We start from the raw sequence: 25,999 nt of genomic DNA on the forward strand, positions 1-25,999 counted from the left end.
AATGCTGCAAACTATAACTCGTATACCGGTTGCAAACTATTCAAACCTAAAAGCAAGATCTGGTTATACTATTAAAATCGATGACAAGGAAATTGCGCTCTTTAAAACATCTAATGGCAATGTTTATGCCTTGGAAAACCGCAGTCCCCATTCGAAGGGCGGTGTTCTTTCGGAAGGGCTTGTCAGTGGTGATTATGTTTTTTGCCCTGTCTATGATTGGAAAATCTCCTTAAAAGACGGGCTTGTGCAGGCTCCGGATACCGGCTATGTTAAAACATTTAACATAGAAATAGAAAAAGATATTATATTTGTCGTATTATAGAAGGAAAACACGGAAGGATGCTGCACGATGGGAACTGGAAAAGTTTTTTTAGTAGGAGCAGGACCGGGGGACGTTGGACTAATTACTGTGAAAGGGCTTGAAGCCATCAAGCAGGCAGAGGTTATTCTATATGACCGCCTAGCCAACCCGAAGCTTTTGGAGTTTGCTCCTGACAATTGTGAACTGATTTACGGGGGGAAATTACCGGACCGCCATTTTTTACGGCAAGAAAATATAAATGACGTTTTGGTCGCTAAAGCATTGGAAGGTAAAACTGTGGTCAGGCTTAAAGGCGGCGACCCGGGTGTATTCGGCCGGGTTGGCGAGGAAGCGGAAGCCTTGGCGAACCACCAAATACCATTCGAAATTGTCCCGGGTATCACATCGGGAATGGCTGCCCCTCTTTATGCCGGAATCCCTGTTACCCATCGGGAACATGCGGAATCATTTACGGTCGTAACGGCCCATGATAAATCAAAGGAAGGCAAGCCGCTCCTTGACTGGGCAAGTCTTGCCCGCGGGATGGATACAATCGCTTTTTACATGGGAGTCCGGAACTTGCCATACATTTGTGAAAACTTGGTTGCCCACGGGAAGCCAGCCGAAACCCCAGTAATTTTAATTCAATGGGGCACCTTCGGCCGTCAGAAGACACTGCAGGGGACATTGGCTGATATTGCCGCCAAGGCTGAAGAGGCGAAGTTTAGCAATCCGGCGATTATTTTGGTAGGATATGTCGCATCTCTCCGTGAAAAAATAAGCTGGTTTGAGAAAAAGCCATTACATGGCCGGCAGATTCTTTTGGCGCGCACGAGTGAAGGCGAGAGCGAGTTAGCGAAGGAACTGATGAGTCAAGGCGCGGATGTAATCGAGTTTCCAAGGTGGAAAAGAATCGCAGCACCTGTTAACGAAGAGATTATGGGTACCATATCCAGTTATCAAAAAATCTTATTCACATCGCCTGAGAGTATCGAAGAATTTTTCACTGCGTTAAAGAATCATGGGGTGGATATTCGGAAAATTACAGCAGACCTTTTCGGTTTTTCCATCAAAACCATCAATGCCTTAAAAGAACGAGGATTCGTTCCAGGCTTGATCGATGAAATGTCCGATGGGGGAAAAATGCTTGTAGTTGGAGATAGCGGGGCCCAGGTACAAAAATATGAAAACGCTGATTTCTGGAAAACAAGCGACAAAAAAGTAGATGAACAGTTCTTTTCAATTTTTAAAAGAATGATGGACGATGCGGATGTAAATACAGTTGTTTTCCCTTCGAGCGCCTCTGTTGAGCCATTTATAACAGCTTTGCAAAAATTCGGCATCGAAACAGAAGCCTTTTTGAAAAATGTCCAAGTTGTCGGAATGGGCAAACAAACGATGGGCGAAGTGGCCAAACTAGGTCTCGCGGAAAGCGGCATGCCAAAAAAGGCCACTAAAGAGGCGCTAGTCGAGTATTTAACTGGTCCTTGGCCGGAAAAGACTCCTGCCAATAGATGATGGAGGGGCAGAATGAACGGTTATTACCCAATTATGCTTAAGCTTGAAGGAAAAAAGGTAATCGTGGCCGGCGGCGGCATGGTAGCTGAGCGGAAGGTAAAAGGCTTGCTGGAAACGGGAGCAGCCATTACAGTCATTAGCCCGGAAAGTACGCCTGTTATACAACATTTGGCCCACGAAGGAAAAATAGCCTGGAAACAAAAGCCGTTTGCCAAGTCGGACATCCAGGAGGCGTTTCTCATCATAGCGGCCACGAATGACCCACACACCAACAATCTGGTGAAGGAAGAAGCGGCGGAGCATCAGCTTGTATCCATTGCGGACAATCCGGAGGAGTCTGATTTCCATCTGCCTTCCCATCTGAAGCGAGGCCGCTTAAGCATTGCGGTGTCCACAGGAGGAGCAAGCCCAATCCTAGCGAAACAGATCCGTAAGCAGCTTGAGCAGCAGTTTGACTCCCGGTACGAGGATTATCTAGAATTTCTTTTTTCAAAACGGCAATGGATTTTGAAAAATGTTGAGGATGCGTATTTAAAAAGAAAATTGTTAACAGCCATCGTCAGCCCGGAATTTTTGAACAGCGGCGACTGGGATGAGATGTTTCAGCGTTTATATGAAAAAATGATTTAAAGCAGCTACCTGAGTAAGAGGTATCTGCTTTTTTTATTGTGTTAAGAATCTAGTAATATCAAGGATTTTTTTATCTACGCAGGGGAATTTTACCTATTTTTTAAAATTTTTCAGAAAAGTAGTTCCATTTTCCGAAAGTGTGTTATATAATACAAAGCGAGGATAGTTACTGTATTATAACAAAGAGGTGATCAAGTTCGTGTCGACGCAAACAAGGGGGATGGAAGTGGTTGGTGCCTTGAAGGCCCAATACGACGGGATTTTAACGCCAGATGCTTTGAAATTTATTGAAGAACTTGAAACCAAATTTGGCCCAAGGCGGGCTGAACTGTTACAGTCCAGACAGAAACGCCAAGAGGAAATTAATAACGGCAAGCTTCCTGCTTTCCTCCCTGAGACGAAGCACATCAGAAATGGTGACTGGAGGATTGCATCACTGCCTCATGACCTTCAGGACCGCAGGGTGGAGATTACCGGGCCGACTGACCGAAAAATGGTCATCAATGCCTTAAACTCCGGAGCCAAATTGTTCATGGCCGATTTCGAGGATGCCACGTCACCAACATGGGAGAACCTCGTTGAAGGGCAAATCAACTTACGGGATGCCGTTAATCGGACGATTAACTTTGAAAATCCAGAAGGAAAAAAATACGAACTGAATGAAAAAACAGCTGTACTAATTGTCAGACCCCGCGGACTTCATCTCGAGGAAAGGCATGTGTTATTAGACGGCAGAACCATTTCAGGAAGCTTTTTCGACTTTGGATTGTATTTTTTCCATAACGTAAAGGAACTGCTGGCAAGAGGAACCGGTCCTTACTTTTACCTGCCAAAGCTTGAAGGCCACTTGGAAGCACGGCTTTGGAATGATGTATTTGTATACGCACAGGAAAGGCTCGGGATTGCCCAAGGCACCATCAAAGCAACTGTGTTAATTGAAACCATCCTGGCCGCTTTTGAAATGGAAGAGATTCTTTATGAATTAAGGGAACACTCAGCCGGATTAAACTGCGGAAGATGGGATTATATTTTTAGCTATTTGAAAAAACTACGTAACCAAGATGATGTTATTTTACCGGATCGTTCGCAGGTGGCGATGACAGTGCCGTTCATGCGTTCGTACTCCTTACTTACGATTCAAACCTGCCACCGCCGCAAGGCACCGGCAATAGGGGGAATGGCAGCACAGATTCCAATCAAGGATAACCCCAAGGCAAACGAAGAGGCATTTGCCAAGGTTCGCACTGACAAAGAGCGCGAGGCACGGGACGGTCACGATGGGACGTGGGTTGCCCACCCTGGGCTTGTTCCGGTGGCGATGGAGGTTTTCAACCGCGAAATGCCGACTCCAAACCAAATCCATACGATTAAACAGCAGAAGATTACCATTACAGCTAGTGATTTATTGGAAGTGCCAACGGGTACGATTACTGAGGAAGGTGTCCGTACCAACATCAATGTAGGTATTCAATATGTGGCTTCCTGGCTTTCAGGCCGCGGTGCAGCACCGATTCATAATTTAATGGAGGATGCGGCAACCGCCGAAATTTCACGGGCCCAGCTGTGGCAGTGGATCCGTCATCCAAAGGGCATCTTAAAAGACAACCGGAAGTTAACTTCCGAATTATATGAACAGCTAAAGGCCGAGGAACTTACGAAAATCAAGCGGGAAATTGGGGACCAAGCCTACTTGAACGGGCGGTTCGACGAAGCCGTTAACCTGTTTGACAACTTAATCTTAAATGACGACTTTGCAGATTTCTTAACTATTCCAGGTTACCAACAACTATAGGGATTTGAGAGTTTTTAACTCTTCAAAAATATATTTTAAAAAAATACTTTAATAGGTTGATAGGAGGATTTTAAAATGACTGATGCAAGAGTAGCGCAATTACAAGAAAGCTGGGAAATGGATGCACGTTGGAAGGGGATTACACGTCCATATACTGCAGAGGATGTGATCAAACTTCGAGGTTCTATCGATATTGAACATACATTAGCTCGCAAAGGTGCTGAAAAGCTTTGGAAACTAGTAAACGAAGAAGATTATATCAACGCTCTTGGCGCTTTAACTGGTAACCAAGCGGTTCAGCAGGTTAAAGCTGGGCTTAAGGCTATTTACTTAAGCGGCTGGCAGGTTGCTGCAGACGCTAACCTTTCCGGTAACATGTACCCTGACCAAAGCTTATACCCTGCAAACAGCGTTCCGGCTGTTGTTAAGCGTATCAACCAAGCACTTCAGCGTGCTGACCAGATCACTCATGGAGAAGGCGACAATTCTATCGATTGGTTCGCTCCAATCGTGGCTGACGCTGAAGCAGGCTTCGGAGGCCAGCTAAACTGCTTCGAACTAATGAAAGGCATGATTGAAGCAGGTGCTGCCGGCGTTCACTTCGAAGACCAGCTTTCTTCTGAGAAAAAATGCGGCCACTTAGGCGGTAAAGTATTGCTTCCTACGCAAACTGCGGTTCGCAACCTGATTGCTGCCCGTTTAGCAGCTGACGTTATGGGCGTTCCAACTGTGCTGGTTGCCCGTACAGATGCTAACGCTGCAGACTTAATCACAAGCGATATCGATGAAAACGATGCTGAGTTTATTACTGGCGAACGTACAGCTGAAGGCTTCTTCCGTACAAAAGCAGGTCTTGACCAAGCAATTAGCCGCGGATTGGCTTACGCTCCATATGCCGACCTAATCTGGTGCGAAACTTCCGAGCCAAACCTTGAAGAAGCACGCCGCTTTGCAGAGGCAATCCATGAGAAGTTCCCTGGCAAACTGCTTGCCTACAACTGCTCACCTTCCTTCAACTGGAAGAAGAAGCTTGACGATGAAACGATCGCAAAGTTCCAACAAGAGCTTGGCAAAATGGGTTACAAGTTCCAATTCGTTACACTTGCAGGCTTCCATGCTCTAAACCACAGCATGTTCGAACTTGCCCGCGGTTACAAAGAAAACGGCATGGCCGCTTACTCTGTCCTGCAGCAGGCTGAGTTCGCCAGCGAGCAATACGGCTACACTGCTACTCGTCACCAGCGCGAAGTTGGTACTGGTTACTTCGACCAAGTATCTATGGTAATCTCCGGCGGTACTTCTTCCACTACTGCGTTGAAAGGTTCTACTGAGGAAGAGCAGTTTACTGGTTCTAAATAATATAGAGTTCGGACGTGAATCCTTCCCTCCTTAATGGAGGGAGGGGTTTTTTCTTTGTGGCTGGGGCGGGGGTTACTCTCGGATAAGCGGTGAATACTCTCGGATAAGGTATGTTTACTCTCGGATAACGCGGGAATACTCTCGGATAACCGTAATTTACTCTCGTAACCGCAAATTACTCTCGGATAGGAGCGGAATACTCTCGGATAAAGTGAAAATACTCGCGGATGGCCATCATTTACTCTCAGAGATGCTGAGATTGGAACGTTTTCTTTACAGAAATCATACATAGTAAATAGCCCTTTAAATGGAGTTGATTCTTTTTGAAAAAACAAACCGTTGACGAGGTCTTGCAGCAAGGCATTCATGGACCGCTCGAAACCAAGCCTGAGGAAAGACGGAAATTTTTAGGATCTTTACGCGAACGAATTATTGTCGCTCTTACGAAAAAACAGGTAGCTGAAACCGAAGTGTACCCTCAAGTAGGGCAGTTAATGAAGAAATATCCTGGTGCCCATCTTTTTCTAAACGGAAATATGGGTTACGCCCAATTATCCAAATATGTAAAAGTCGCATCCAAACACAAGATTGGCCACACTATTGTCACCAACAAGGAGCATGACACCGACATCGGCTTAGTTTTAGCAATGAATCATGCTATTGATAAAGAAGAAATTTACCTTACAAAAAAGGAAATTGTGATTCCAAAGCAAAATAAGAAGAAAGGACTTTTTTCAAAGTTATTTAAAAGAAAATAAAGCTAATCAGCTCATGGAATAAAGGTGCCATGGGTTTTTTTATATCCATAAGTAAAATCGTGGTAATATTTAGAAGGGGGGCGAATCATGACTATTAAAGGAATAAACCACATTTTGTTTTCCGTTTCCAATCTAGAAAAATCCATCCAATTCTATCAAAGCGTGTTTGACGCCAAATTGCTAGTGAAAGGAAGGACCACCGCCTATTTTGACCTAAACGGCATATGGCTTGCCCTGAATGAGGAGAAGGATATACCGAGAAATGAAATACATCATTCCTATACGCATCTGGCTTTTTCAATCGAAGAGGCAGACTTCCTTAACATGTTTGAAAATCTGAAACAACTCCAGGTCAACATTCTGCCGGGCCGCCAAAGAGACGAAAGGGATAAACGATCACTATATTTTACCGACCCGGATGGACATAAATTTGAGTTTCACACAGGTACACTTCAAGACAGACTAGATTACTATAAACAAGAAAAAAAGCATATGGAGTTTTTCAATTGAAAAAGGGGCCCTAAAGCCCCTTTTTAGTTTGACGCCTCGACCGCAGCGCGCAATTCTATCTCCACATTTCCTTGCACCGCCCTGCTGATCATACAGGAGGTTTCCGCTTTCTTGGCAAGCCTGTGTGCTAATGCAAAATCCTTTTCGGCAGCATCCGCTTTCAAAACGATAAGTGGTTTATGAATGATTTTTTTATAGGTAATAACCCCATTGGTCACATCGACAATCCCTTCGGATTCCATCGTTAAGCCCGCCTTATCAAGCCCGCTCCGCTGCATCATGGCGGCAAGCGTGATGATATAGCAAGTCGCAGCCGCACCCAGCAGCATTTCATCGGGGTTTGTCCCGACCCCCGGGCCGTCCATTTCCGGCGGGATGGATACCTTCGTTTTCAGGTTTGCGGTTTCAATTTCACCAACATCATTCCGAAGCCCAGGCCAGTTTGCTTTTAATAAAAATCGATGTTCAGCCATCCAAAAACCTCCAGTGAAATATTTCTTGTATAAAAACCCGATGATTTTTAAAATATGATATGGTTAGTTTATTAATTAAATGGAGCAGCAAAAAACATGAACCTAATAAAAAAACTATTTTTGTTTTTAGTACTTTGCTTTTATCTGGCCATTCTTACAAAACTCGTATTATTTAAATATATCCCGCTATCTCAGATTATCAATCATTTTAATTTCACCTATGACGGATACCACTGGCGCTCAAACAATTTTGTTCCCTTTAAAACCATTAATTTTTATTTGTATATAGCCGATGTCAATTTCGATATTCGGGTGAAGAATCTAGCTGGAAACGTGGTTGGCTTTATCCCGCTTGGCTTTATCTTACCACTCTTGGCAAAAAAGTTTCAAAAACTTAGAACCGTCATGCTAGCCGCGTTCAGTTTAAGTCTATCCTATGAAATACTGCAGTTGGTGTTCGAATTTGGCAGCTTCGATGTGGATGATTTGATCTTAAATACCTTTGGCGGAATTTTGGGCTTTATCCCGTTTAAAATTTTGCAGTTTTTTTCCCGCCCCAAAAGGAAAATAAAAAAATAAGGCAAACTGAACCGAAATTATGTTGAAATCTGCAACGTTTTTTAAAAAATTGCAGATTTTTTAGTTTATCAGAAAAAAATGTGTTGTAAGGGTTTACATCCTGTAGTAATATGGGTAATGAAATCACATACATGATTTAAAATCACATATGTGATTCCGAGGAGGATCGGAGATGGCTGTTAAATCGGCAGAACGCGTGTTAAAAGTGTTTGAGTTGCTTGCACAGCACCCAGAGGGATTAACAATCAAAGAAATAAGCGAGACACTTGTTTTTCCGCAGAGCAGTACATCAGGTTTGATTGAGACATTATTTCAAGCAAACTATTTGACGGTCGATTATTCAAAAAAGTATAGGCTTGGACCAAAGCTTATACCCCTTGGAAGCATAGCGATGAATTGTCTCGATGTTGCTGCCCAAGGCTTGCCTTTTCTAAAAAAACTAATGGAAGAGGTACAGGAAACCGTCTTTATGGCTGTTTTATCAGATTCTGAACTTATCTATGTGGCGAAGATCAACAGCAATCGATCCATTCGTACAACAGCGGAACCAGGAAAAAGCAAGCCATTGTATTGCACGGGATTAGGAAAAGCCTTCTTAACCTTTCTCTCGGATAAGCAACAGGAGGAAATTATCAGAAACCTAATATTGCAGCCTATTACACCAAAGACGATAACTGACAAAACATCTCTCAAAGTGCAACTGGAAATGTTCGCAAGTCTTGGCTATGCCATTGATGATGAAGAGAATGAAGAGGGGTTATATTGTCTGGCTGCTCCTATATATGGGGTAGAATGTACGATTCAGGCCGCAATTAGCGTAGCAGGTCCTAAAGAAAGAATGTTAAAAAATAAAGAACGAATTGTGGAAAACTTGCTCCATACCTCAATGAAAATATCTGACAGTATTGGGTACAGATAACCACAATGCTAAATTTTATTATCCCTTTGAAAGGGGGACTTGCATGTAGGAAAAGGGTCATTATGATTCTATTCATTATATAAAAAAGCTGATTATCTATAGTTTTTTTGAAAACGCTTTAAAACGCTAAGGCAACAATCGTGTAATGTGGGTACTTAAGGAAAATTTCATGCAAGGGAATTTATTAATTTCATTATTCTACCAAACTATTTTTTAATATGTGTTATAGGTCTACAGTATAAAATGAAACCGTTATCACTTTTGTGAAAATAACAGCAAGGGGGAAAATTATGAAAAAGAGTTTAGTAGGTTTTAAAAAAGCTGCTGGTGTTCTTGCTTTAGCCGTTGGTCTTAGCTCTGCACTAGCTGGCTGCAGCGGTTCGAATTCCTCTGACACCTCAAAGGCGCCTGAGAAGAACACTGAGAAAAAGGTTCAAGAAATCCGCTTGGTTGCTGCTAACCATCCTTGGACAGAAGCAATTAAGGCACAATTGCCAGAGTTTGAGAAAGAGACTGGCATTAAAGTAAAGATTGACAGCTATTTTGAAGACCAATTAACACAAAAAACTTCCGTTGAGTTTGCCTCTAACTCTAAGAACATCGACGTTGTTATGTTCCGTCCGCTTCAAGACGGTAAGATGTTCCATAAGAGCGGTTACTTTGCAGACATGACTGGTTATATTTCTAAAGAACAAGACTATACAAAGGATTTTATTCCTTCTTCCCTAGGAAGCGTGCAACAAGACAAAAAATACTTTGGATTACCCCTTGTAACAGAGACGGAAGTTCTTTACTACCGTAAAGATCTGTTAGAAAAAGCCGGCATCGAAGTTCCAAAGACATTAGAAGAGCTTGAAGCAGCGGCTAAAAAGTTAAACGACCCTGCAAATGGCGTTGCTGGATTTGTTGCCCGTGGTAAACGTGCTGCTGCAGTTACACAGTTCTCCAGCTTCCTATATGGTTTTGGCGGAGACTTTATGAAGGATGGAAAATCCGCCCTTACTTCACCTGAGGCATTAAAAGCATTTGAATATTATGGAAACCTATTAAACAAATATGGCCCTAAAGGTACTTTAAACATGAGCTGGCCTGAGGCAATGGCTGTGTTCACTCAAGGAAAAGCTGCTTTCTATACAGATGCATCTTCCTTGTTCACAAACGCAACTGATCCATCAAAATCTGCTGTGGCTGACAAAGTTGGTTTTGCTCCGTTCCCAGCTGGTGCTAATGGTTCTAAGCCATACAACGTAACATCTTGGGCACTTGGTATTGGCGCTAACTCTGAGAAGAAAGAAGCGGCATGGGAATTCATTAAGTGGGTAGAAAGCAAAGAAATGGTTACGAAGCTTCAAGCTGAAGGAAATCCTGGTGCACGTATTTCTGTTTGGGAGTCTGCAGAAGGAACTGCTAAATTCCCGAAAGATTTAGCGGCAGCGATTGCTGAAAATGGTAAAGCTGGTACTTCTTATGACCGTCCAGTGGTAATCAACGTAGGAAGCGCACGTGATTCCATCGGCGATATCATCATTGCTGGTATCGAAGGCAAGGATGTTAAGGCTGCTGCAGAAAAGGCAGACGGAGAATTCCAAAAGATTCTTGACAGTGAGAAGTAATCCGTTCTAATTAGCACAAATTTTTAATCGGCTTTCGGTCAGCAATCTAGGTTGTAATACTGGATCATGCCCGAAAGCCGTTTGTTTTAACAAAACATAATCTTTTCCGGGAGGAACAAAAGAATGACAAATTGGATTGACCGTCACATCAAGTGGGTTTTTACCTTGCCGGCTGTGCTTTTTGTAGGATTAATGATGGTCATGCCTGTGGGCTATACGTTTTGGCTGAGTTTTCATGAGTGGAGCATGTCCAATGTGACTCCTCCGTTATGGGTGGCTTTGGATAATTATATCGCATTATTTAAAGATGAACTTTTTCTTAAATCACTTTGGTTAATGTTCTATTTTACAATTGTAGCTGTGTTGATTGAAACGGTATTAGGGGTTGGAATTGCGATTCTTATGAATCAGAATATCGTTGGAAAAGGCGTTGTCAAAACCTTATTCCTGCTCCCAATGGTAGCAACTCCAGTTGCTGTCGGTTTAATTTGGGTCCTAATTTATGAACCGAATATTGGGATTCTTAACATATTCTTAAGCAAACTTGGAATTCCGGGTCAGGAATGGTTAACCTCACAAAGTCTCGTTATGCCTTCGTTAATTTTTATTGATGTTTGGGAATGGACCCCGATGATCGCCTTAATCGTTCTAGCAGGTCTTGTTTCCCTGCCGAAGGATCCTTACGAAGCAGCGATGATTGACGGGGCGACTCCTTGGCAGTCGTTTACAAAAATTACGCTTCCGTTGTTAAAACCGACGCTATATTCCGCTGTTTTATTAAGGATGATTGACGCGTTAAAAACATTTGACATTATTTATGCTACTACTCAGGGCGGACCGGGGACTTCATCCCAAACGACCAACATTTACGGGTACGTGTTAGGCTTCCAATACTTCAAGATTGGTCAAGCTTCCGCATTATTGATGATCTTCTTTATCATCGTTCTATCGATTAGTATTTTCACGATTCTTTTACGGAAAAGGGCGGGTGTACAGCTATGAGTGAAAAACGAAGTCCGATTAAATCCATTTTCACCCATTTCGGCGTTTATTTTGTACTATTTTTGTTCTTACTCCCGTTCCTGTGGATGTTGCTCGCTTCATTTAAAACACAAGTACAAATTCTTAATACCAATAAAATCTTTGAAATTACAGCAAACTTTAATAACTATATTAATGTTTTTAAAGAATATAACTTTCTTAGTTTTATATGGAACAGCTTTGTCGTTGCAGCAGGGGCGACCCTATTTGGGCTCATCCTTGGCCTTCCTGCCGCTTATTCAATTGCAAAATTCAAGCAGCAGGGCTTTGGTCTTTTAATTCTTGTAGCAAGGATTGTACCGGGAATTTCTTTCCTTATCCCATGGTTTATTATCTTTTCAAAACTGCAATTAATTGACACATACACGTCGCTAATCCTAAGCCATATGCTTGTCACCATGCCGTTTATTATCTGGGTTATGATTCCGTTTTTTGAAGGGCTTCCGCATGAGCTTGAGGAATCAGCACGTGTAGATGGCTGTTCTATTCCAGGGGCGTTTGTCAAAGTTATGCTGCCAATCTCAGGACCGGGGATTGTGACATCATCTATTTTGGCGTTCATCTTCTCGTGGAATAACTTTATGTTTTCACTGATTTTAGCAGGCGATAACACGAAGACCTTACCGATTGCCATCTTTAATTTCCTATCCTATTCGGAAATTAACTGGGGCGGTCTGATGGCGGCATCTGTCATCATTACGGCACCTGTACTAGTCATCGCACTATTTGCCCAACGATATATCATTGCAGGATTAACAGGCGGAAGTGTGAAAGGTTAATAGTCTTAGCAAATGCGTGATTTAAAAATAATATAAACGAGGCGAATTTACTATGAAAATCACGAATCTAACATTATACAAAGTTCCTCCACGCTGGCTTTTTCTAAAAATTGAAACGGATAACGGCTTAGAAGGCTGGGGCGAGCCTATCGTCGAAGGCCGGGCGAGCACGGTAGAGGCTTGTGTAAAGGAACTTAGTGACTATTTAATCGGTCAGGACCCACGGAAAATTGAAGATCTTTTCCAGGTGATGTACCGTGGAGGATTTTATCGCGGCGGTCCAATCATGATGAGTGCCATTTCGGGAATTGAGCAGGCACTGTGGGACATAAAAGGAAAATTCTACAATATGCCTGTTTATGAAATGCTTGGCGGGGCGGCACGTGATAAAATCCGCGTCTACTCATGGATCGGCGGCGACCGTCCAAGCGATGTAGCCAGCGCGGCTAAGGAAAAGATTGATGCCGGCTTTACAGCAGTGAAAATGAACGCCACTGAAGAAATGGACTATATCGACAACTTCTCAAGTGTGGAAAGTGTCCTTAACCGGATTGCCGCTGTGCGTGAAGTAGTCGGTAAAGACGTGGGTATCGGCATTGACTTCCACGGACGTGTCCATAAGACAATGGCCAAAATCCTTGCCAAAGAATTAGAGCCGTATCGACCAATGTTTATTGAAGAACCAGTCCTTCCGGAAAATAATGAGGCATTACGGGAAATCGCCCGATATACATCAACGCCAATCGCGACTGGCGAAAGACAGTATACACGCTGGGGCTTTAAGCAGCTCTTGATGGATGGATATGTTGATATTATCCAGCCGGATGTTTCGCACGCTGGCGGAATTCTCGAGATGAAGAAAATCGCGGCTATGGCGGAAGCCTTTGATGTTGCTGTTGCTCCGCATTGTCCGCTTGGTCCAATTGCTTTAGCTTCATGCTTACAGGTGGATTTCTGTACGCCAAATGCAATTATTCAGGAGCAAAGCTTAGGAATTCATTATAATCAAGGCAGTGATTTGCTTGATTACGTTAAGGATCGTTCAGTATTCAAATATGAAAATGGCTATGTGAAGATACTGGAGGGCCCAGGCTTAGGCATCGAGGTAGATGAAGAGCATGTAAAGGAAATGGCTAAGGTTGGCCACGATTGGAAAAATCCAATCTGGCGCAATAAAGACGGCAGCGTTGCAGAGTGGTAAAAGTAAGGGGGATAAATAATGGAGGTTCTTACTTTTGGTGAAACTATGGTCCTTTTAAACCCCTCAAAAGCAGGGCCGCTAAGATATGTCAACGAATTTGAAAAGACCATCGGCGGAGCTGAGTCAAATGTGGCCATCGCTCTTGCCAGACTTGGGCATAGGGTAAGCTGGGCGAGCCGTCTCGGAAATGATGAATTTGGACTTTACATCCGTAACTTTATTCGCGGAGAAGGGGTTGATACCAGTTTGGTAACCTTTGACCCTGCCTCCCCGACAGGTGTATTTTTTAAGGAACGGCAAGATGGAAGAGATCCGAAAGTAAGCTATTTCCGGGCAGGATCGGCGGCAAGCAGAATGGGAAAAGCCCATTTGCAGGAAAGTGAAATTGCCAAAGCGAAAATCCTTCATATTTCAGGCATCACACCGGCGTTAAGTCCATCCTGCAGAGAGCTTGTCTATCATGCGATTGATGCAGCCAAACGAAATAAGGTGAAGATTGTTTTCGACCCGAATATTCGCCTGAAGCTTTGGTCAAAGGAAGAAGCGCGTGAAGTGTTAATGGATATTGCCGGTAAATGCGATATCGTTTTGCCGGGTATTGAAGAAGGTCTGATTCTTACAGGAGAAAAAACACCGGAGAAAATAGCTGAGCGATTAATTAAAAATGGATCAAAAGCGGTTGTTGTGAAGCTTGGGGATACCGGTGCCTATTACAATGATGGGGACAAGGAGGAATACGTCGACGGGTACAGAGTTGAGAAGGTAGTCGACACTGTTGGTGCTGGCGATGGGTTTGCTGCCGGCTTCATATCGGGCTTGCTTCGCGGCTGGTCCTATAGGAATGCCGTATCCCTTGGAAACCGGGTAGGCGCTTCTGCTGTAACGGTGGCGGGTGATGTGGAGGGTTATCCATATTGGGCTGAAATCGCTCCCGACCGTTCAGAAGAAATCTTGAGATAGTTGTCGGAAGGAGAGATTTTAATGATACCGAAAGTTCAGCTGCTGCAGAAATTGGTCGAAAGCGGCATTATCGCAGTCATCCGCAGGGTGCCCGAGGAAATCGTCGGACAGGTGATTGAAAGCCTTGTCGAGGGCGGAGTGACGGCACTCGAAGTGACTGTAGATTCACCACATGCATACCGAACAATTGAAACATACTCGCAGATGTTTAAAGGTCAAGCTCTTATCGGAGCGGGAACGGTTATTGACCGTGAATCCGCTCAGCGTGCCATCTCGGCAGGTGCAGATTTTGTCTTTAGCCCTAGCCTTTCTGAAGAGGTGATTAGAACGGCACTGCGTTATGGCAAAATAGCGATTCCAGGTGTGATGACCCCGACTGAAATGATTCAAGCTGTTGAATGGGGCGCGGATGCAGTGAAGGTTTTCCCAGCTGGGAATCTTGGACCAAAGTATATTAAGGATGTCGGGGCTCCGTTTCCTCACATTCCTGTCATTCCAACAGGCGGCGTCTCGTTAGAAAATATTGAGTCCTATATTAAAGCCGGCGCAGTAGCTTGTGGAATCGGAGGGAGCCTGGTCAATTCTAAATTAATAGAAGAACGCAACTTCAGCGAACTAAAAGAAAAAGCAACTGCATATGTTGAGGCAGTACGAGCTGCACGTAACTTGATCAAATAACAAGGCACCCATCGCCTGAATAGGGTGCTTTTTCTTTTTGGAAAGGCACTTTCAATGTCCGAATTGAACTAAAATTAAAAACTCTTGTCCATACTTAAAGAGTAATCATTGCGGTAAAGCGAAAAAGTTTGGTATCATCAATATTAAATGACAATAATCGGAGGTAACTTAGACATGTCGCGAATTTCAACCGACCAGGTGAAGCACGTGGCCAATTTGGCGCGTCTTGCGATTACCGAGGATGAGGCAGAAAAGTTCACCAAGCAGCTTGATGCCATCATCACATTTGCTGAACAGTTAAATGAACTGGATACGGACAATGTGGCTCCTACATACCATGTGCTTGATATGAAAAATGTTCTCCGCGAGGATATCCCAAAGCAAGGGTTGCCGCGTGAGGAAGTATTGAAAAATGCGCCGGAGCATCAGGACGGCCAATTCAAAGTGCCATCTATTTTAGGGGAGTAGGAGGATTATTAGTGTGAGTTTATTTGACCATAAAGTTTCAGATCTTCATGAGCTTTTACATAAAAAAGAACTGAAGGTCTCCGATCTTGTTGATGCATCCTATAAGCGGATTGCTGAGGTCGAGGACAAGGTTCAGGCGTTTTTAACATTGGATGAAGAGCGTGCCAGACAAGCGGCAAAGGCCCTGGATGACAATCTGGATGCCACAAAAGGGTTGCTTTACGGCATGCCAATCGGCGTGAAAGACAATATCGTCACAAAAGGTCTTCGGACAACCTGTGCCAGCAAAATACTTGAAAACTTTAACCCAATCTATGACGCAACAGCTGTTCAAAAGCTACAGCAGGCAGAAACAGTAACAATCGGTAAGTTAAACATGGACGAGTTCGCGATGGGATCTTCCAACGAGAATTCCCGCTTCCAAAAGACGCGGAATCCATGGAATCTTGACCGGGTCCCAGGCGGTTCTTCAGGCGGTTCAGCGGCATCCGTTGCAGCTGGAGAAGTGCTATTTTCCCTTGGTTCCGATACAGGCGGCTCGATCCGTCAGCCAGCTGCTTTTTGCGGCGTTGTCGGCATGAAGCCAACCTATGGCCGGGTTTCCCGCTTTGGGCTTGTCGCTTTTGCGTCATCGCTTGATCAAATCGGTCCAATCACACGGACAGTCGAGGATAATGCCTATTTATTACAAGCCATTTCCGGACTAGACCCAATGGATTCCACTTCAGCAAACGTGGACGTTCCAAACTTTGCTGGAGCCTTAACAGGCGATGTGAAGGGTCTAAAAATCGCTGTACCGAAGGAGTATCTTGGCGAAGGGGTACAAGAATCTGTCCGGCAATCTGTATTGGATGCACTAAAGGTGCTTGAAGGTCTTGGCGCGGTTTGGGAAGAAGTTTCTCTTCCGCATTCCAAGTACGCATTGGCAGCCTATTATTTAATTTCTTCATCAGAAGCATCTGCCAACCTGGCCCGCTTCGATGGTGTCCGCTACGGTTACCGAACACCTGATGCAGAGAATTTACTTGATTTATATAAGAAGACACGGGCAGAAGGCTTCGGTGATGAGGTAAAGCGCCGGATTATGCTCGGAACCTTTGCGCTAAGCTCCGGTTACTATGATGCCTACTATAAAAAGGCGCAAAAGGTACGTACATTGATTAAACAGGATTTTGAGCAGGTCTTTGAAAAATATGATGTTATCATAGGGCCAACTACGCCAACTCCTGCTTTTAAAATTGGTGAAAAAATTGATGATCCGTTAACGATGTATGTGAACGATATTCTGACAATACCAATGAACCTTGCCGGTGTGCCGGGAATCTCAGTTCCATGCGGCTTTGAAGGCGGACTGCCGTTAGGACTGCAAATTATTGGCAAGCATTTTGACGAAGCAACTATTTATCGTGTTGCCCATGCGTTCGAGCAGGCAACCGACCATCATAAAAAGAAGCCGCAATTGTAGGGGGTGAATAGAATGGAATTCGAAACAGTGATTGGACTTGAGGTCCATGTAGAGCTAAAAACAGAATCAAAAATCTTCTCGTCCAGCCCAAACCACTTTGGTGCTGAGCCGAATACAAATACAACTGTCATCGACCTTGGTTACCCAGGGGTGCTGCCTGTTCTGAACAAAAAGGTAGTCGATTATGGGATGAAAGCAGCAATGGCGCTGAATTGCCAAGTTGCCACGCATACGAAGTTTGACAGGAAAAACTATTTTTATCCAGACAACCCGAAGGCATACCAAATCTCGCAATTTGACCAGCCAATCGGCGAGCATGGCTGGATTGAAATTGAAGTGGACGGTTATACAAAACGGATTGGCATAACCCGGATTCATCTGGAAGAGGATGCCGGCAAGCTGAACCATGAAAAAGGCTATTCATTAGTGGACATTAACCGTCAAGGAACGCCGCTGATTGAAATCGTTTCTGAGCCGGATATTCGAACTCCAAATGAAGCTTATGCCTATTTGGAAAAATTAAAGTCCATTATCCAATATACAGGTGTTTCCGATTGTAAAATGGAAGAGGGCTCACTTCGCTGTGATGCCAATATTTCGATTCGTCCAGTCGGGCAAGAGGAATTTGGAACAAAAACAGAGTTGAAAAACCTGAACTCGTTCAATTTTGTACGAAAAGGACTTGAATATGAAGAAAAACGTCAGCGCGAGGTTGTCTTGGGCGGTGGAAAAATCGATCAGGAAACACGCCGCTTTGATGAGGCAACTGGTGCGACTATTCTGATGAGGGTAAAGGAAGGCTCCGATGATTATCGTTACTTCCCGGAACCGGACCTTCTCGAATTATATATTGACGAAGACTGGAAATCCCGGATTCGTGCCGAAATTCCTGAGCTTCCAGATGAGCGTCAAAAGCGTTATATCGAAGAGCTTGGCCTCCCGGTTTATGATGCAAAAGTATTGACTGTAATTAAAGAAACAGCTGATTTCTTCGAAGCGACAGTAGCAGCAGGTGCTGATGCAAAAATGGCGTCCAACTGGATCATGGGTGAGGTTTCCGCCTACTTGAACGCCGAGGGCAAAGAACTTCATGATGTTCCGCTAACGCCAGAAGGCCTAGCCGGTATGATCAAGTTGATTAATAATGGAACAATATCCTCGAAGATTGCCAAGACTGTCTTTAAAGAGTTAATCGAAAACGGCGGAGATGCCGAGCAGATTGTTAAAGATAAAGGGCTTGTGCAAATTTCCGATGAAGGAACGCTTTTGAAGATTATTGGTGAAATTCTTGATAACAATCCGAAATCGATTGAAGATTTCAAGGGCGGTAAGGCAAAAGCCACTGGCTTCCTTGTTGGGCAAATCATGAAAGCGACAAAGGGACAAGCCAACCCGCAATTGGTGAATCAGTTGTTAGTGCAGGAATTGAATAAGAGATAAGCTTGCAAGCCGGTAGAATTTTTTCTGCCGGTTTTTTGCATGCTGTAAATGAGTTTCTTTGCAGATAATGTCGGGGCAATATTCGACAATCGCTGCACCATTTCCCGGGAAAAAATCCTTTGCTGAAAAGGTTTTCTTGTTAAAATAACCAAACGTTTGGATGATGTTGCAAAGTGGGATTATGTGTCGAAGGATGGGAAATAAGTCGAGATGCTTTATTTTTCGGGTTGATTTGAGATTTTCAAATGAAATACAAGGTATGTGATACGACATTATTCCGCCCTTGTAAAAGAGAAAAGCTATTTTTCTAAGAAGAAATGGTGATTTAATCAAACGTTTGATTGAAGGCGTATTTTGGCAAATTTTTTAGGTGTTTTTTTATTTAATCCTTATTTTTAAAGGTGTTAAATGCTATTTAATTAAACGTTTAATTGACATGGAAATGTCAAATTTAAATGGGTTTTAGGAACATGTGAAAGTACCATCTGCCAAAAGGCGACTATTTTTTGAACAAGTCATAGGGAAACATTGATTTACCAGTATTCATGGAATTTAATCAAACGTTTGATTGGGACGCATGTTTTCGACAAGAAATTAAGGTTAATTTTATCTGAATCCTTGAATAATAAGGATTATTATCATTTAATTAAACGTTTGATTAGCAGGGGGGAGTGTGAGAAATTGTCGGTGATAGAAGCCTTATAATAGTGTTGCATTTATGGTTTGATTAAAACAAATGCTAACAATTGAGAGAGGAGTGTAATATGTAAATTCTGCAGTTGGCTATCATTTTAATTGCTTCTAAAGTTGCTGGAAGTCTAAGTGTCAGACTTGGTCAGCCATCCGTACTCGGCACCCTTTTGATTGGAATTGTTTTAGGGCCTTCAGTATTGGGATTGGTAAATGAAACTGAAACTTTAGCAGAATTCAGTGAAATTGGCGTGATCCTGCTTATGTTTATCGCTGGATTGGAAACGGATCTGGATGAATTTAAGAGGACAGGTAAAGCATCAACGTATGTTGGGTTTGGCGGGATAATATTCCCTCTTGTCTTCGGTTATGGTGCTGGAATTTTACTCGGAATGTCAGCGCCACAATCTTGGTTTTTAGGGCTAGTATTATCTGCAACAAGCGTCAGCATCTCTGTACAAGCGTTAAAAGAAATGAATCAGCTAAAAACCCGGGAAGGCACTACTATCTTGGGAGCGGCAGTAATTGATGATGTAGTGGTCATTATAGCGTTAGCATTTTTAATGAGCCTCTCAGGCGGGGACGTGAATCTAACTGCCGTTATTTTAAAAAAGGTGGCATTTTTCGCAGGGGCGCTTTTAATCGGCTGGTCAGTCGTCCCGTTATTTTTAAAAAGATTCTCTGTTTTAAAGGAATCAGAAACGGTTATATCGTCAGCTCTGATAATTTGCTTTGTTTATGCTTATTTAGCGGAATTTACAGGAGTTGCGGCTATTATAGGGGCCTATATCGCAGGTGTGGCAATCAGTTTAACGGATTTCAAACATGAAATCTTTGAAAAGGTCGAAACCATCAGTTATTCCATCTTTGTACCAGTGTTCTTTACCTCAATTGGTGTGACCGCACAGTTCGGCGGCATTGGTGAAAACATTATTCCAATCGTATTATTAAGTATTTTAGCTATTTTAACGAAATTAATTGGTGCATCTCTTGGTTCAGTTTTAGCGGGATTTTCTTGGGGCAGTGCTTTGGGAATTGGTGCTGCGATGGTATCGCGCGGCGAAGTGGCATTGATTATTGCCGATATTGGGTTGGAGACCAAACTTTTAAGTCAGGACATGTTCGCCATAATTGTTGTTGTGGCTTTGGTCTCCACATTGGTTACTCCGCCGATGATGAAATTATTTTTTAAGAGGGCGGCTAGGCAGAACATTGGATAAATAATGGCAGGGAAGGGCTCATAACGCCCTAGGGGCAGTCGAGCCGGTGGCTTAGGGAGTTATGAAGGGTTCATAAGTCCCGAAAGGCAGTCGAGTCCGTGGCCCAGGTAGTTATGAAGGGTTCATAACGCCCGAAAGGCAGTCGGGCCCGTGGCTCAGGTAGTTATGAAGGGTTCATAACGCCCGAAAGGTAGACGAACCCATGGCTCAGGTAGTTATGAAGGGTTTATAACGCCCGAAAGGCAGTCGAGCCCGTGGCTCAGGTAGTTATGAAGGGTTCATAACGCCCGAAAGGTAGACGAACCCATGGCTCAGGTAGTTATGAAGGGTTTATAACGCCCGAAAGGTAGTCGAACCCGTGGCTCAGGTAGTTATGAAGGGTTTATAACGCCCGAAAGGCAGTTGAGTCCGAGGCCCAGGTAGTTATGAAGGGTTCATAACGCCCGAAAGGCAGTCGGGCCCGAGGCTCAGGTAGTTATGAAGGGTTCATAACGCCCGAAAGGTAGTAGAACCCGAGGCTCAGGTAGTTATGAAGGGTTTATAACGCCCGAAAGGCAGTCGAGTCCGGGGCCCAGGTAGTTATGAAGGGTTCATAACTCCCGAAAGGTAGTCGGGACCGTGGCTCAGGTAGTTATGGAGGGTTTATAACACCTGAAAGGCAGCTGAGCCTGAGGACTAGGTAGTTATGAAATTTTCACAACGCCCGAAGGAGCCCGGAATTCGATGCCAGGGAGTTATAATATGTTCATAAAGCCCTAAGTAGACTAGGCCCAGATTCCATGTAGTTATGAAAAGTATAAATCAAAACATTAGAAAGAGATCATCGCACCGCGCTCATCAAATACGGAACTTGGGTTCCAGGCGACTTCCCAAAGATTATTTTCGGGATCGGCGAAGTAGGCTGTCCGCCCGCCCCAAAAGGCATCACTTGGCTCCCTTAAGATTCGGGCCCCTGCCGCGCGGATTTTTTCGATAACTTCATCTACCTGTTCCTTATGGTCCACATTAATCGCCAAGGTAACAGGTCGATAATGTTCAGCAGAGCCTCCAAACTCAATCCCGGCATCCTTCGCCAGCTCCTCAATAGGAAACAGAGAAATAAGTACCCCAGCCGTTTTAAATACAGCATACTGGTCAGAACTGAACTCAGTTTCCTCCCAGCCCAAAGACTTATAAAAAGCACGCAGTGCAGGCAGATTATAGGCACCAATAGTAACTAGGCTTACTCGTTGTGGAATCATCAATAAAACCTCCAAAAAATGTTTATTACTTATTTTTTCTCTAAACTTCCAAAAAACTCCTTCCCACACCAGTTTCAATTCGTTTATCTATGATAAGAAATGGTAAGATTGAAAGAAAAGCGGGAAAAAGTGAGGGGCTTACTATGACCATTTATATTGCACTGTTAAGAGGCATAAATGTTGGCGGGCACAATATTATCAAAATGGCAGACTTAAAAAATCTATTGGAAGAGCTAGGGCTAAAAAAGGTCAAAACCTATATTCAAAGCGGGAACGTATTATTTGAATCAAACGAGAAGCCGGAAAAGCTTACCCAACTGTTGGAAGATGAAATCGCCAAGAAATTTGGATTTCCGGTCCCAGTTGTTTTAAGGACAGCGGAGGATTTTGAACGAATCATTCGGACATGCCCATTCCCGACGGAGTCTTTAAAAGAGGAAGAAAGTATACAAGTGGCATTTTTGGCAGGTCAACCTTCACAGGAGGGTGTTCAGCAATTGGGCTCCATCCAAAGTAATAAGGATGAATTTAAAATAGAGGGGAAAGATGTCTATTTGTATCTCCGTCAAAGCATTCGGACCTCCAAGCTGGCCCAACAGCTTCCGAAGTTAGGTGTTCCTGCGACCGTGAGGAACTGGAAGACGGTAGTTAAACTCGATTCCCTAGCAAAAGCATAAGGGTTGAGAACATTGGTGTTTTTTGTGGCTGGAACAGTATTCTTTTCAATGTGTTCAGTCGCATATAAAGGCTATATGAGCTCGAACGATGAACCCCATAAGAGTTCGGTTGCATATAAAGGCTATATGAGCTCGAACCGATGAACCCCAAAAGAGTTCAGTCGCATATAAAAGCTATATGAGCCCGAACCAACGAACTCCAGAAGAGTTGAGTAGCATATAAAGGCTATATGAACCCGAACCAACGAGATCCAAAAGAGTTCGGTCGCATATTAAAGCTATATGAGCTCGAACCGATGAACCCCAAAAGAGTTCGGTCGCATATAAAAGCTATATGAACCCGAACCAACGAACCCCATAAGAGTTGAGTAGTATATAAAGGCCATATGAGCCCAAACCAACGAACCCCATAAGAGTTGAGTAGCATATAAAGGCTATATGAGCTCAAACCAACGAACTTGATAAGAATTGAGTAGTATATAAAAGCTAAATACAACCGAACCCGGCAAGTTTTTCTATCTTAAATGGGAAAGCCCCACAATCTGCAATAAAAATGCAAAAAAAACGCTCGGATCAAATATTCCGAGCGTTTCCCTCATAAATCTAATCTTGTTTCAACAACCGTACGCTTTCCTCAAACTCTTTCTCAACTACATCATTTTTCTTATATGTGATCATGCTGATAACAACAGATACGACAAGGTTGAAAACAAAGCCTGGGACGATTTCATACAGCGTATCGCCAAGTCCGGTATTTTTCCAAACGATAACCGTGACAGCCCCTACAATCATTCCAAACAGGGCGCCCCAGTTCGTCATCTTTTTCCAGAACAAGCTTAACAGGATGACAGGACCGAACGCGGCGCCGAAGCCAGCCCATGCATAAGCAACAAGGTCTAAGATGGTGCTGTTTTGCTTAAAGGCAAGTGCAGCGGCAACAACAGCTACGATAAGTACTGCCATTCTTCCTAAGAAAACTAAATGTTTATCAGATGCTTTTTTATTCACGACCACTTTGTACAAATCCTCAACCAGTGCACTGGAAGTAACAATCAACTGGGAAGAAATTGTACTCATAATCGCTGCCAGAATTGCGGCTAGGGCAAAGCCTGCAAATAATGGGTGGAATAAAATCTGGCTAAGTGTAATAAAGACAGCTTCCGGGTTTTTTAACACATTCTCAGTATGTTGGTGGAAGTAGGCAAGTCCAATAAATCCGGTAAAAATTGTTCCGATCAGCGAGATAATCATCCAGCTCATACCGATGCGGCGGGCACTTTTTGTTTCTTTAACTGTTTTGATGGCCATAAAGCGGACAATGATATGCGGCTGGCCAAAGTAGCCAAGTCCCCAAGCCATTGCTGAAATAATTCCTAGAGTAGTAGTTCCTTTAAAGAAGTCAAGTAGAGTCGGATCGATTGCGCGAATCGTATCAAACGTTTCTGCTGGGCCACCTGTTTTAAAAATCCCAAGTGCAGGGATAAGAAGTAAAGCGACCAACATCATTAAGCCTTGAATGAAGTCAGTATAGCTTACGGCTAAGAATCCACCAAACAAGGTGTAGGCCACAACAACGCCGCCAACAATATAAAGTCCGGTATGATAGCTGGTACCGAAGGAATTTTCAAAAAAGACTGCTCCTGAAACCATTCCTGATGAAACATAAAAAGTAAAGAAAATAAGAATAACAATACCAGATACAATGCGGAGCAATTTCGTGTTGTCTTTAAAGCGGTTTTCAAGATAGCTAGGAATTGTGATGGAGTCATTTGCTACTTGCGTATAAGAGCGAAGGCGCGGTGCAACTAATAACCAGTTTAGGTAAGCACCAATTGTTAAACCGATAGCAATCCAGGCATCGGCTAAACCGGTTACATAAATTCCCCCAGGCAGTCCCATTAAGAGCCATCCGCTCATGTCGGCAGCACCGGCACTTAAAGCGGTTACAGCAGGACCCAAAGAACGTCCTCCGAGCATGTAATCAGTAAGGTTACTTGTTTTTCGATAGGAATACCAGCCAATAAACAGCATCGCGGCCAAGTAAATTCCAATCGAAACAAGTTGTAAAGTTTCATTGGACATATATTTACCCCCTTTTTTTAAAAACAGAAAATATTTAGAATAATATTTTCTGCAGTATTTATATTTTATCTGTTTGCTGTATAAAATTCCACTACCAAAATATTGATTTACTAAGATAATGATTAATATTTTTAGAATAATATGATAACCAGCTATAAGCGGTGTTTTTGTAATTCATATTTAAAATGTTTATCATAAAAGGAAAAAGAAAGGTTGGGAAATGATGAATTTAAATGATTGGTTCGAAAAAGGAATGTCGGTCAATGAGTACATTGGCGCGATGACTCGAAATAAGGAACAAATGCTTTCTATCTATGAGAAGTTTGCTTTAAAAGAAGAGGATACAGCCAGGCTGGAAACGCTAAAGTCTCGGAAGTTGAGGGCGATTGTTTTGACAGAGGATTGGTGCGGGGATGCGCTGCTGAATAATCCGGTATTGCTGAGAATTGCCGAGGCAGCGGACATGGACGTACGGATGGTCCTGCGCGATCAAAATCTGGAATTGATGGACCAATACTTGACCAATGGTACATCAAGGGCGATTCCAATCTTTATTTTTATCGACCAAGAAGGAACTGAAATCGGAGTCTGGGGTCCGCGCGCACCGGAAGTGCAGGCGAGGGTGGAAAGAGAACGTGCTGCCCTGCCGGAAAAGGATGCAGAGGATTTTCAGGAAAAACAGCTTGCTATGTATAAGCAACTAGCTGCCTCTTATCAAACGGATGCCTCCATTTGGCAGACGGTTGCAAATAGCATCATGGCTGTCCTATTGAAGTAAAGTGAAGGGCCCCGGCGACAAACAATGTCGATTTGGGGCCCTTTTTTTAGCTAATAAGAAAGAATAAATTTAACTACGCCTCATGAACCGTCCTAACGGACTCGCCAATCGGTGAGTTTTGATTTAAAATTTAATTCCGCTATTTTTGGGAGGGATCCGGTCCCTGCCTAAATTTTTGTCATTAATCTTTGGCTCAATCCCAAGAATGAAGTTGCGAATATTAGAACGATGAAGATAAATTAACAAGAAAAGGAATAAAAGAAAAATCAGTTCAAATTCAATCTTCGGAGAAATCAAATCATAAATCAGCATGCTGAGCCCGACAGATATGGAACCGAAAAACACGTACTTCGTCAAAAAGATAACAGCAAAGAACGTGACGTAAGCGATTGCAAGTAATGGCAGGTTTGCAACCAATAAAGCACCGGCGGTTGTGGCAATGGCCTTGCCGCCGCGGAAACCGGCGAAAATGGGAAAGCAATGGCCGACCACTGCTGCCAGGCCGAAGTAAAGCGGTTCTGCATTGAGCTGAAAATAGAAGGGAAGTGCCGCCGCTAACGCACCTTTAGCCAGGTCAATCACGAGGACGAAGACCGCGGACTTTTTACCTAATACTCTCAGCGTGTTGGTAGCACCGGGGTTTTTACTGCCATGGTCACGGATATCAATACCATAGACCAGTCTTCCTATAATCAATGCAGTTGGAATGCTTCCAATTAAGTAGGAGGCAAGCAGCAGCCACCAAAACATAACAATCATTCCCTTTTAGAAGAATTTTCTTTTATTCTACCATAAATAATTGGAAGTATTTTGTCGAACTATCATGA

25 protein-coding genes are annotated in these 25,999 nt (G+C 43.4%); 21 read left to right on the forward strand and 4 right to left on the reverse strand.

The features are described 5' to 3' along the window. Position 1: 1 nt before the first annotated feature. The 7 genes from nirD to fosM all read left to right on the forward strand — a co-directional run bounded on the left by nirD (position 2) and on the right by fosM (position 6,868). Entirely contained in the window at positions 2-322 is a 321-nt protein-coding gene (nirD, locus tag ACZ5B7_RS01705) for a nitrite reductase small subunit NirD (protein ID WP_464492375.1), read from the forward strand. Positions 323-349: 27 nt separating this feature from the next. Continuing rightward, positions 350-1,819 (forward strand): uroporphyrinogen-III C-methyltransferase, encoded by a 1,470-nt coding sequence (gene cobA / locus ACZ5B7_RS01710; protein ID WP_464492376.1) that lies wholly within the window; start codon positions 350-352, stop codon positions 1,817-1,819. Between the two features lie 12 nt (positions 1,820-1,831). Further along, positions 1,832-2,449 (forward strand): NAD(P)-binding protein, encoded by a 618-nt coding sequence (locus ACZ5B7_RS01715; RefSeq protein ID WP_464492377.1) that lies wholly within the window; start codon positions 1,832-1,834, stop codon positions 2,447-2,449. Between the two features lie 220 nt (positions 2,450-2,669). Then, a complete protein-coding gene (gene aceB / locus ACZ5B7_RS01720; RefSeq protein WP_464494413.1) occupies positions 2,670-4,241 on the forward strand; it encodes a malate synthase A in 1,572 nt (523 codons plus the stop codon). 75 nt (positions 4,242-4,316) lie between these two features. After that, the gene (gene aceA / locus ACZ5B7_RS01725; protein WP_213147767.1) at positions 4,317-5,600 is read left to right on the forward strand and encodes an isocitrate lyase; all 1,284 of its coding nucleotides are present in this window, start codon (positions 4,317-4,319) and stop codon (positions 5,598-5,600) included. Between the two features lie 323 nt (positions 5,601-5,923). After that, on the forward strand, positions 5,924-6,358 hold the full coding sequence (locus tag ACZ5B7_RS01730; protein WP_464492378.1) for a YueI family protein: 435 nt from the start codon (positions 5,924-5,926) through the stop codon (positions 6,356-6,358). An 87-nt stretch (positions 6,359-6,445) separates the two neighbouring features. Further along, positions 6,446-6,868, forward strand: coding sequence for a FosM family fosfomycin resistance protein (gene fosM / locus ACZ5B7_RS01735; RefSeq protein ID WP_464492379.1), 423 nt, complete (start codon positions 6,446-6,448; stop codon positions 6,866-6,868). Positions 6,869-6,891: 23 nt separating this feature from the next. On the opposite strand, the gene ACZ5B7_RS01740 is transcribed toward fosM, so the two are convergent. Further along, positions 6,892-7,341 (reverse strand): OsmC family protein, encoded by a 450-nt coding sequence (locus ACZ5B7_RS01740; protein ID WP_464492380.1) that lies wholly within the window; start codon positions 7,339-7,341, stop codon positions 6,892-6,894. A gap of 96 nt (positions 7,342-7,437) precedes the next feature. On the opposite strand from ACZ5B7_RS01740, the gene ACZ5B7_RS01745 reads away from it, so the two are divergent. From ACZ5B7_RS01745 to ACZ5B7_RS01800, 12 genes are all read left to right on the forward strand, one after another. Continuing rightward, a complete protein-coding gene (locus ACZ5B7_RS01745; RefSeq protein ID WP_464492381.1) occupies positions 7,438-7,920 on the forward strand; it encodes a VanZ family protein in 483 nt (160 codons plus the stop codon). 172 nt (positions 7,921-8,092) lie between these two features. Next, positions 8,093-8,839, forward strand: coding sequence for an IclR family transcriptional regulator (locus tag ACZ5B7_RS01750; RefSeq protein WP_464492382.1), 747 nt, complete (start codon positions 8,093-8,095; stop codon positions 8,837-8,839). Positions 8,840-9,129: 290 nt separating this feature from the next. Continuing rightward, positions 9,130-10,452: an ABC transporter substrate-binding protein gene (locus ACZ5B7_RS01755; RefSeq protein ID WP_464492383.1), complete on the forward strand. Its 1,323-nt coding sequence runs from the start codon at positions 9,130-9,132 to the stop codon at positions 10,450-10,452. 123 nt (positions 10,453-10,575) lie between these two features. Then, positions 10,576-11,454, forward strand: a complete 879-nt coding sequence (locus ACZ5B7_RS01760) for a carbohydrate ABC transporter permease (protein WP_423800477.1) — start codon at positions 10,576-10,578, stop codon at positions 11,452-11,454. Then, entirely contained in the window at positions 11,451-12,272 is an 822-nt protein-coding gene (locus ACZ5B7_RS01765) for a carbohydrate ABC transporter permease (protein ID WP_423800478.1), read from the forward strand. The genes ACZ5B7_RS01760 and ACZ5B7_RS01765 overlap by 4 nt, the downstream gene beginning before the upstream one ends. A gap of 52 nt (positions 12,273-12,324) precedes the next feature. Then, the gene (gene dgoD / locus ACZ5B7_RS01770; RefSeq protein ID WP_464492384.1) at positions 12,325-13,473 is read left to right on the forward strand and encodes a galactonate dehydratase; all 1,149 of its coding nucleotides are present in this window, start codon (positions 12,325-12,327) and stop codon (positions 13,471-13,473) included. Positions 13,474-13,491: 18 nt separating this feature from the next. After that, complete coding sequence (locus ACZ5B7_RS01775) at positions 13,492-14,433, forward strand: sugar kinase (protein ID WP_464492385.1); 942 nt, start codon at positions 13,492-13,494, stop codon at positions 14,431-14,433. 21 nt (positions 14,434-14,454) lie between these two features. Continuing rightward, entirely contained in the window at positions 14,455-15,111 is a 657-nt protein-coding gene (locus tag ACZ5B7_RS01780) for a bifunctional 4-hydroxy-2-oxoglutarate aldolase/2-dehydro-3-deoxy-phosphogluconate aldolase (RefSeq protein WP_464492386.1), read from the forward strand. A gap of 174 nt (positions 15,112-15,285) precedes the next feature. Continuing rightward, the gene (gene gatC / locus ACZ5B7_RS01785) at positions 15,286-15,579 is read left to right on the forward strand and encodes an Asp-tRNA(Asn)/Glu-tRNA(Gln) amidotransferase subunit GatC (protein ID WP_213120875.1); all 294 of its coding nucleotides are present in this window, start codon (positions 15,286-15,288) and stop codon (positions 15,577-15,579) included. Between the two features lie 13 nt (positions 15,580-15,592). Beyond that, complete coding sequence (gene gatA / locus ACZ5B7_RS01790) at positions 15,593-17,044, forward strand: Asp-tRNA(Asn)/Glu-tRNA(Gln) amidotransferase subunit GatA (protein WP_464492387.1); 1,452 nt, start codon at positions 15,593-15,595, stop codon at positions 17,042-17,044. A 12-nt stretch (positions 17,045-17,056) separates the two neighbouring features. Further along, entirely contained in the window at positions 17,057-18,484 is a 1,428-nt protein-coding gene (gene gatB, locus ACZ5B7_RS01795; RefSeq protein ID WP_423800482.1) for an Asp-tRNA(Asn)/Glu-tRNA(Gln) amidotransferase subunit GatB, read from the forward strand. Between the two features lie 770 nt (positions 18,485-19,254). Beyond that, the gene (locus tag ACZ5B7_RS01800; protein WP_464494414.1) at positions 19,255-20,394 is read left to right on the forward strand and encodes a cation:proton antiporter; all 1,140 of its coding nucleotides are present in this window, start codon (positions 19,255-19,257) and stop codon (positions 20,392-20,394) included. Between the two features lie 809 nt (positions 20,395-21,203). On the opposite strand, the gene ACZ5B7_RS01805 is transcribed toward ACZ5B7_RS01800, so the two are convergent. After that, complete coding sequence (locus ACZ5B7_RS01805) at positions 21,204-21,635, reverse strand: VOC family protein (protein WP_464492388.1); 432 nt, start codon at positions 21,633-21,635, stop codon at positions 21,204-21,206. A 143-nt stretch (positions 21,636-21,778) separates the two neighbouring features. On the opposite strand from ACZ5B7_RS01805, the gene ACZ5B7_RS01810 reads away from it, so the two are divergent. Beyond that, positions 21,779-22,312 carry a DUF1697 domain-containing protein gene (locus tag ACZ5B7_RS01810; protein WP_464492389.1) on the forward strand — a complete coding sequence of 178 codons (534 nt, stop codon included), beginning with the start codon at positions 21,779-21,781 and terminating at the stop codon, positions 22,310-22,312. Between the two features lie 603 nt (positions 22,313-22,915). Here ACZ5B7_RS01810 and putP read toward each other — a convergent pair. Next, positions 22,916-24,394: a sodium/proline symporter PutP gene (putP, locus tag ACZ5B7_RS01815; RefSeq protein ID WP_464492390.1), complete on the reverse strand. Its 1,479-nt coding sequence runs from the start codon at positions 24,392-24,394 to the stop codon at positions 22,916-22,918. 223 nt (positions 24,395-24,617) lie between these two features. Here putP and ACZ5B7_RS01820 point away from each other — a divergent pair, with 223 nt between their 5' ends. Next, positions 24,618-25,172 carry a thioredoxin family protein gene (locus ACZ5B7_RS01820; RefSeq protein ID WP_464494415.1) on the forward strand — a complete coding sequence of 185 codons (555 nt, stop codon included), beginning with the start codon at positions 24,618-24,620 and terminating at the stop codon, positions 25,170-25,172. 123 nt (positions 25,173-25,295) lie between these two features. Here the strand turns inward: ACZ5B7_RS01820 and plsY are convergent, their stop codons facing one another. Continuing rightward, positions 25,296-25,922 (reverse strand): glycerol-3-phosphate 1-O-acyltransferase PlsY, encoded by a 627-nt coding sequence (gene plsY, locus ACZ5B7_RS01825; protein WP_464492391.1) that lies wholly within the window; start codon positions 25,920-25,922, stop codon positions 25,296-25,298. Positions 25,923-25,999 lie beyond the last annotated feature (77 nt).

It is taken from the genome of Neobacillus sp. S1115 (assembly GCF_055385565.1).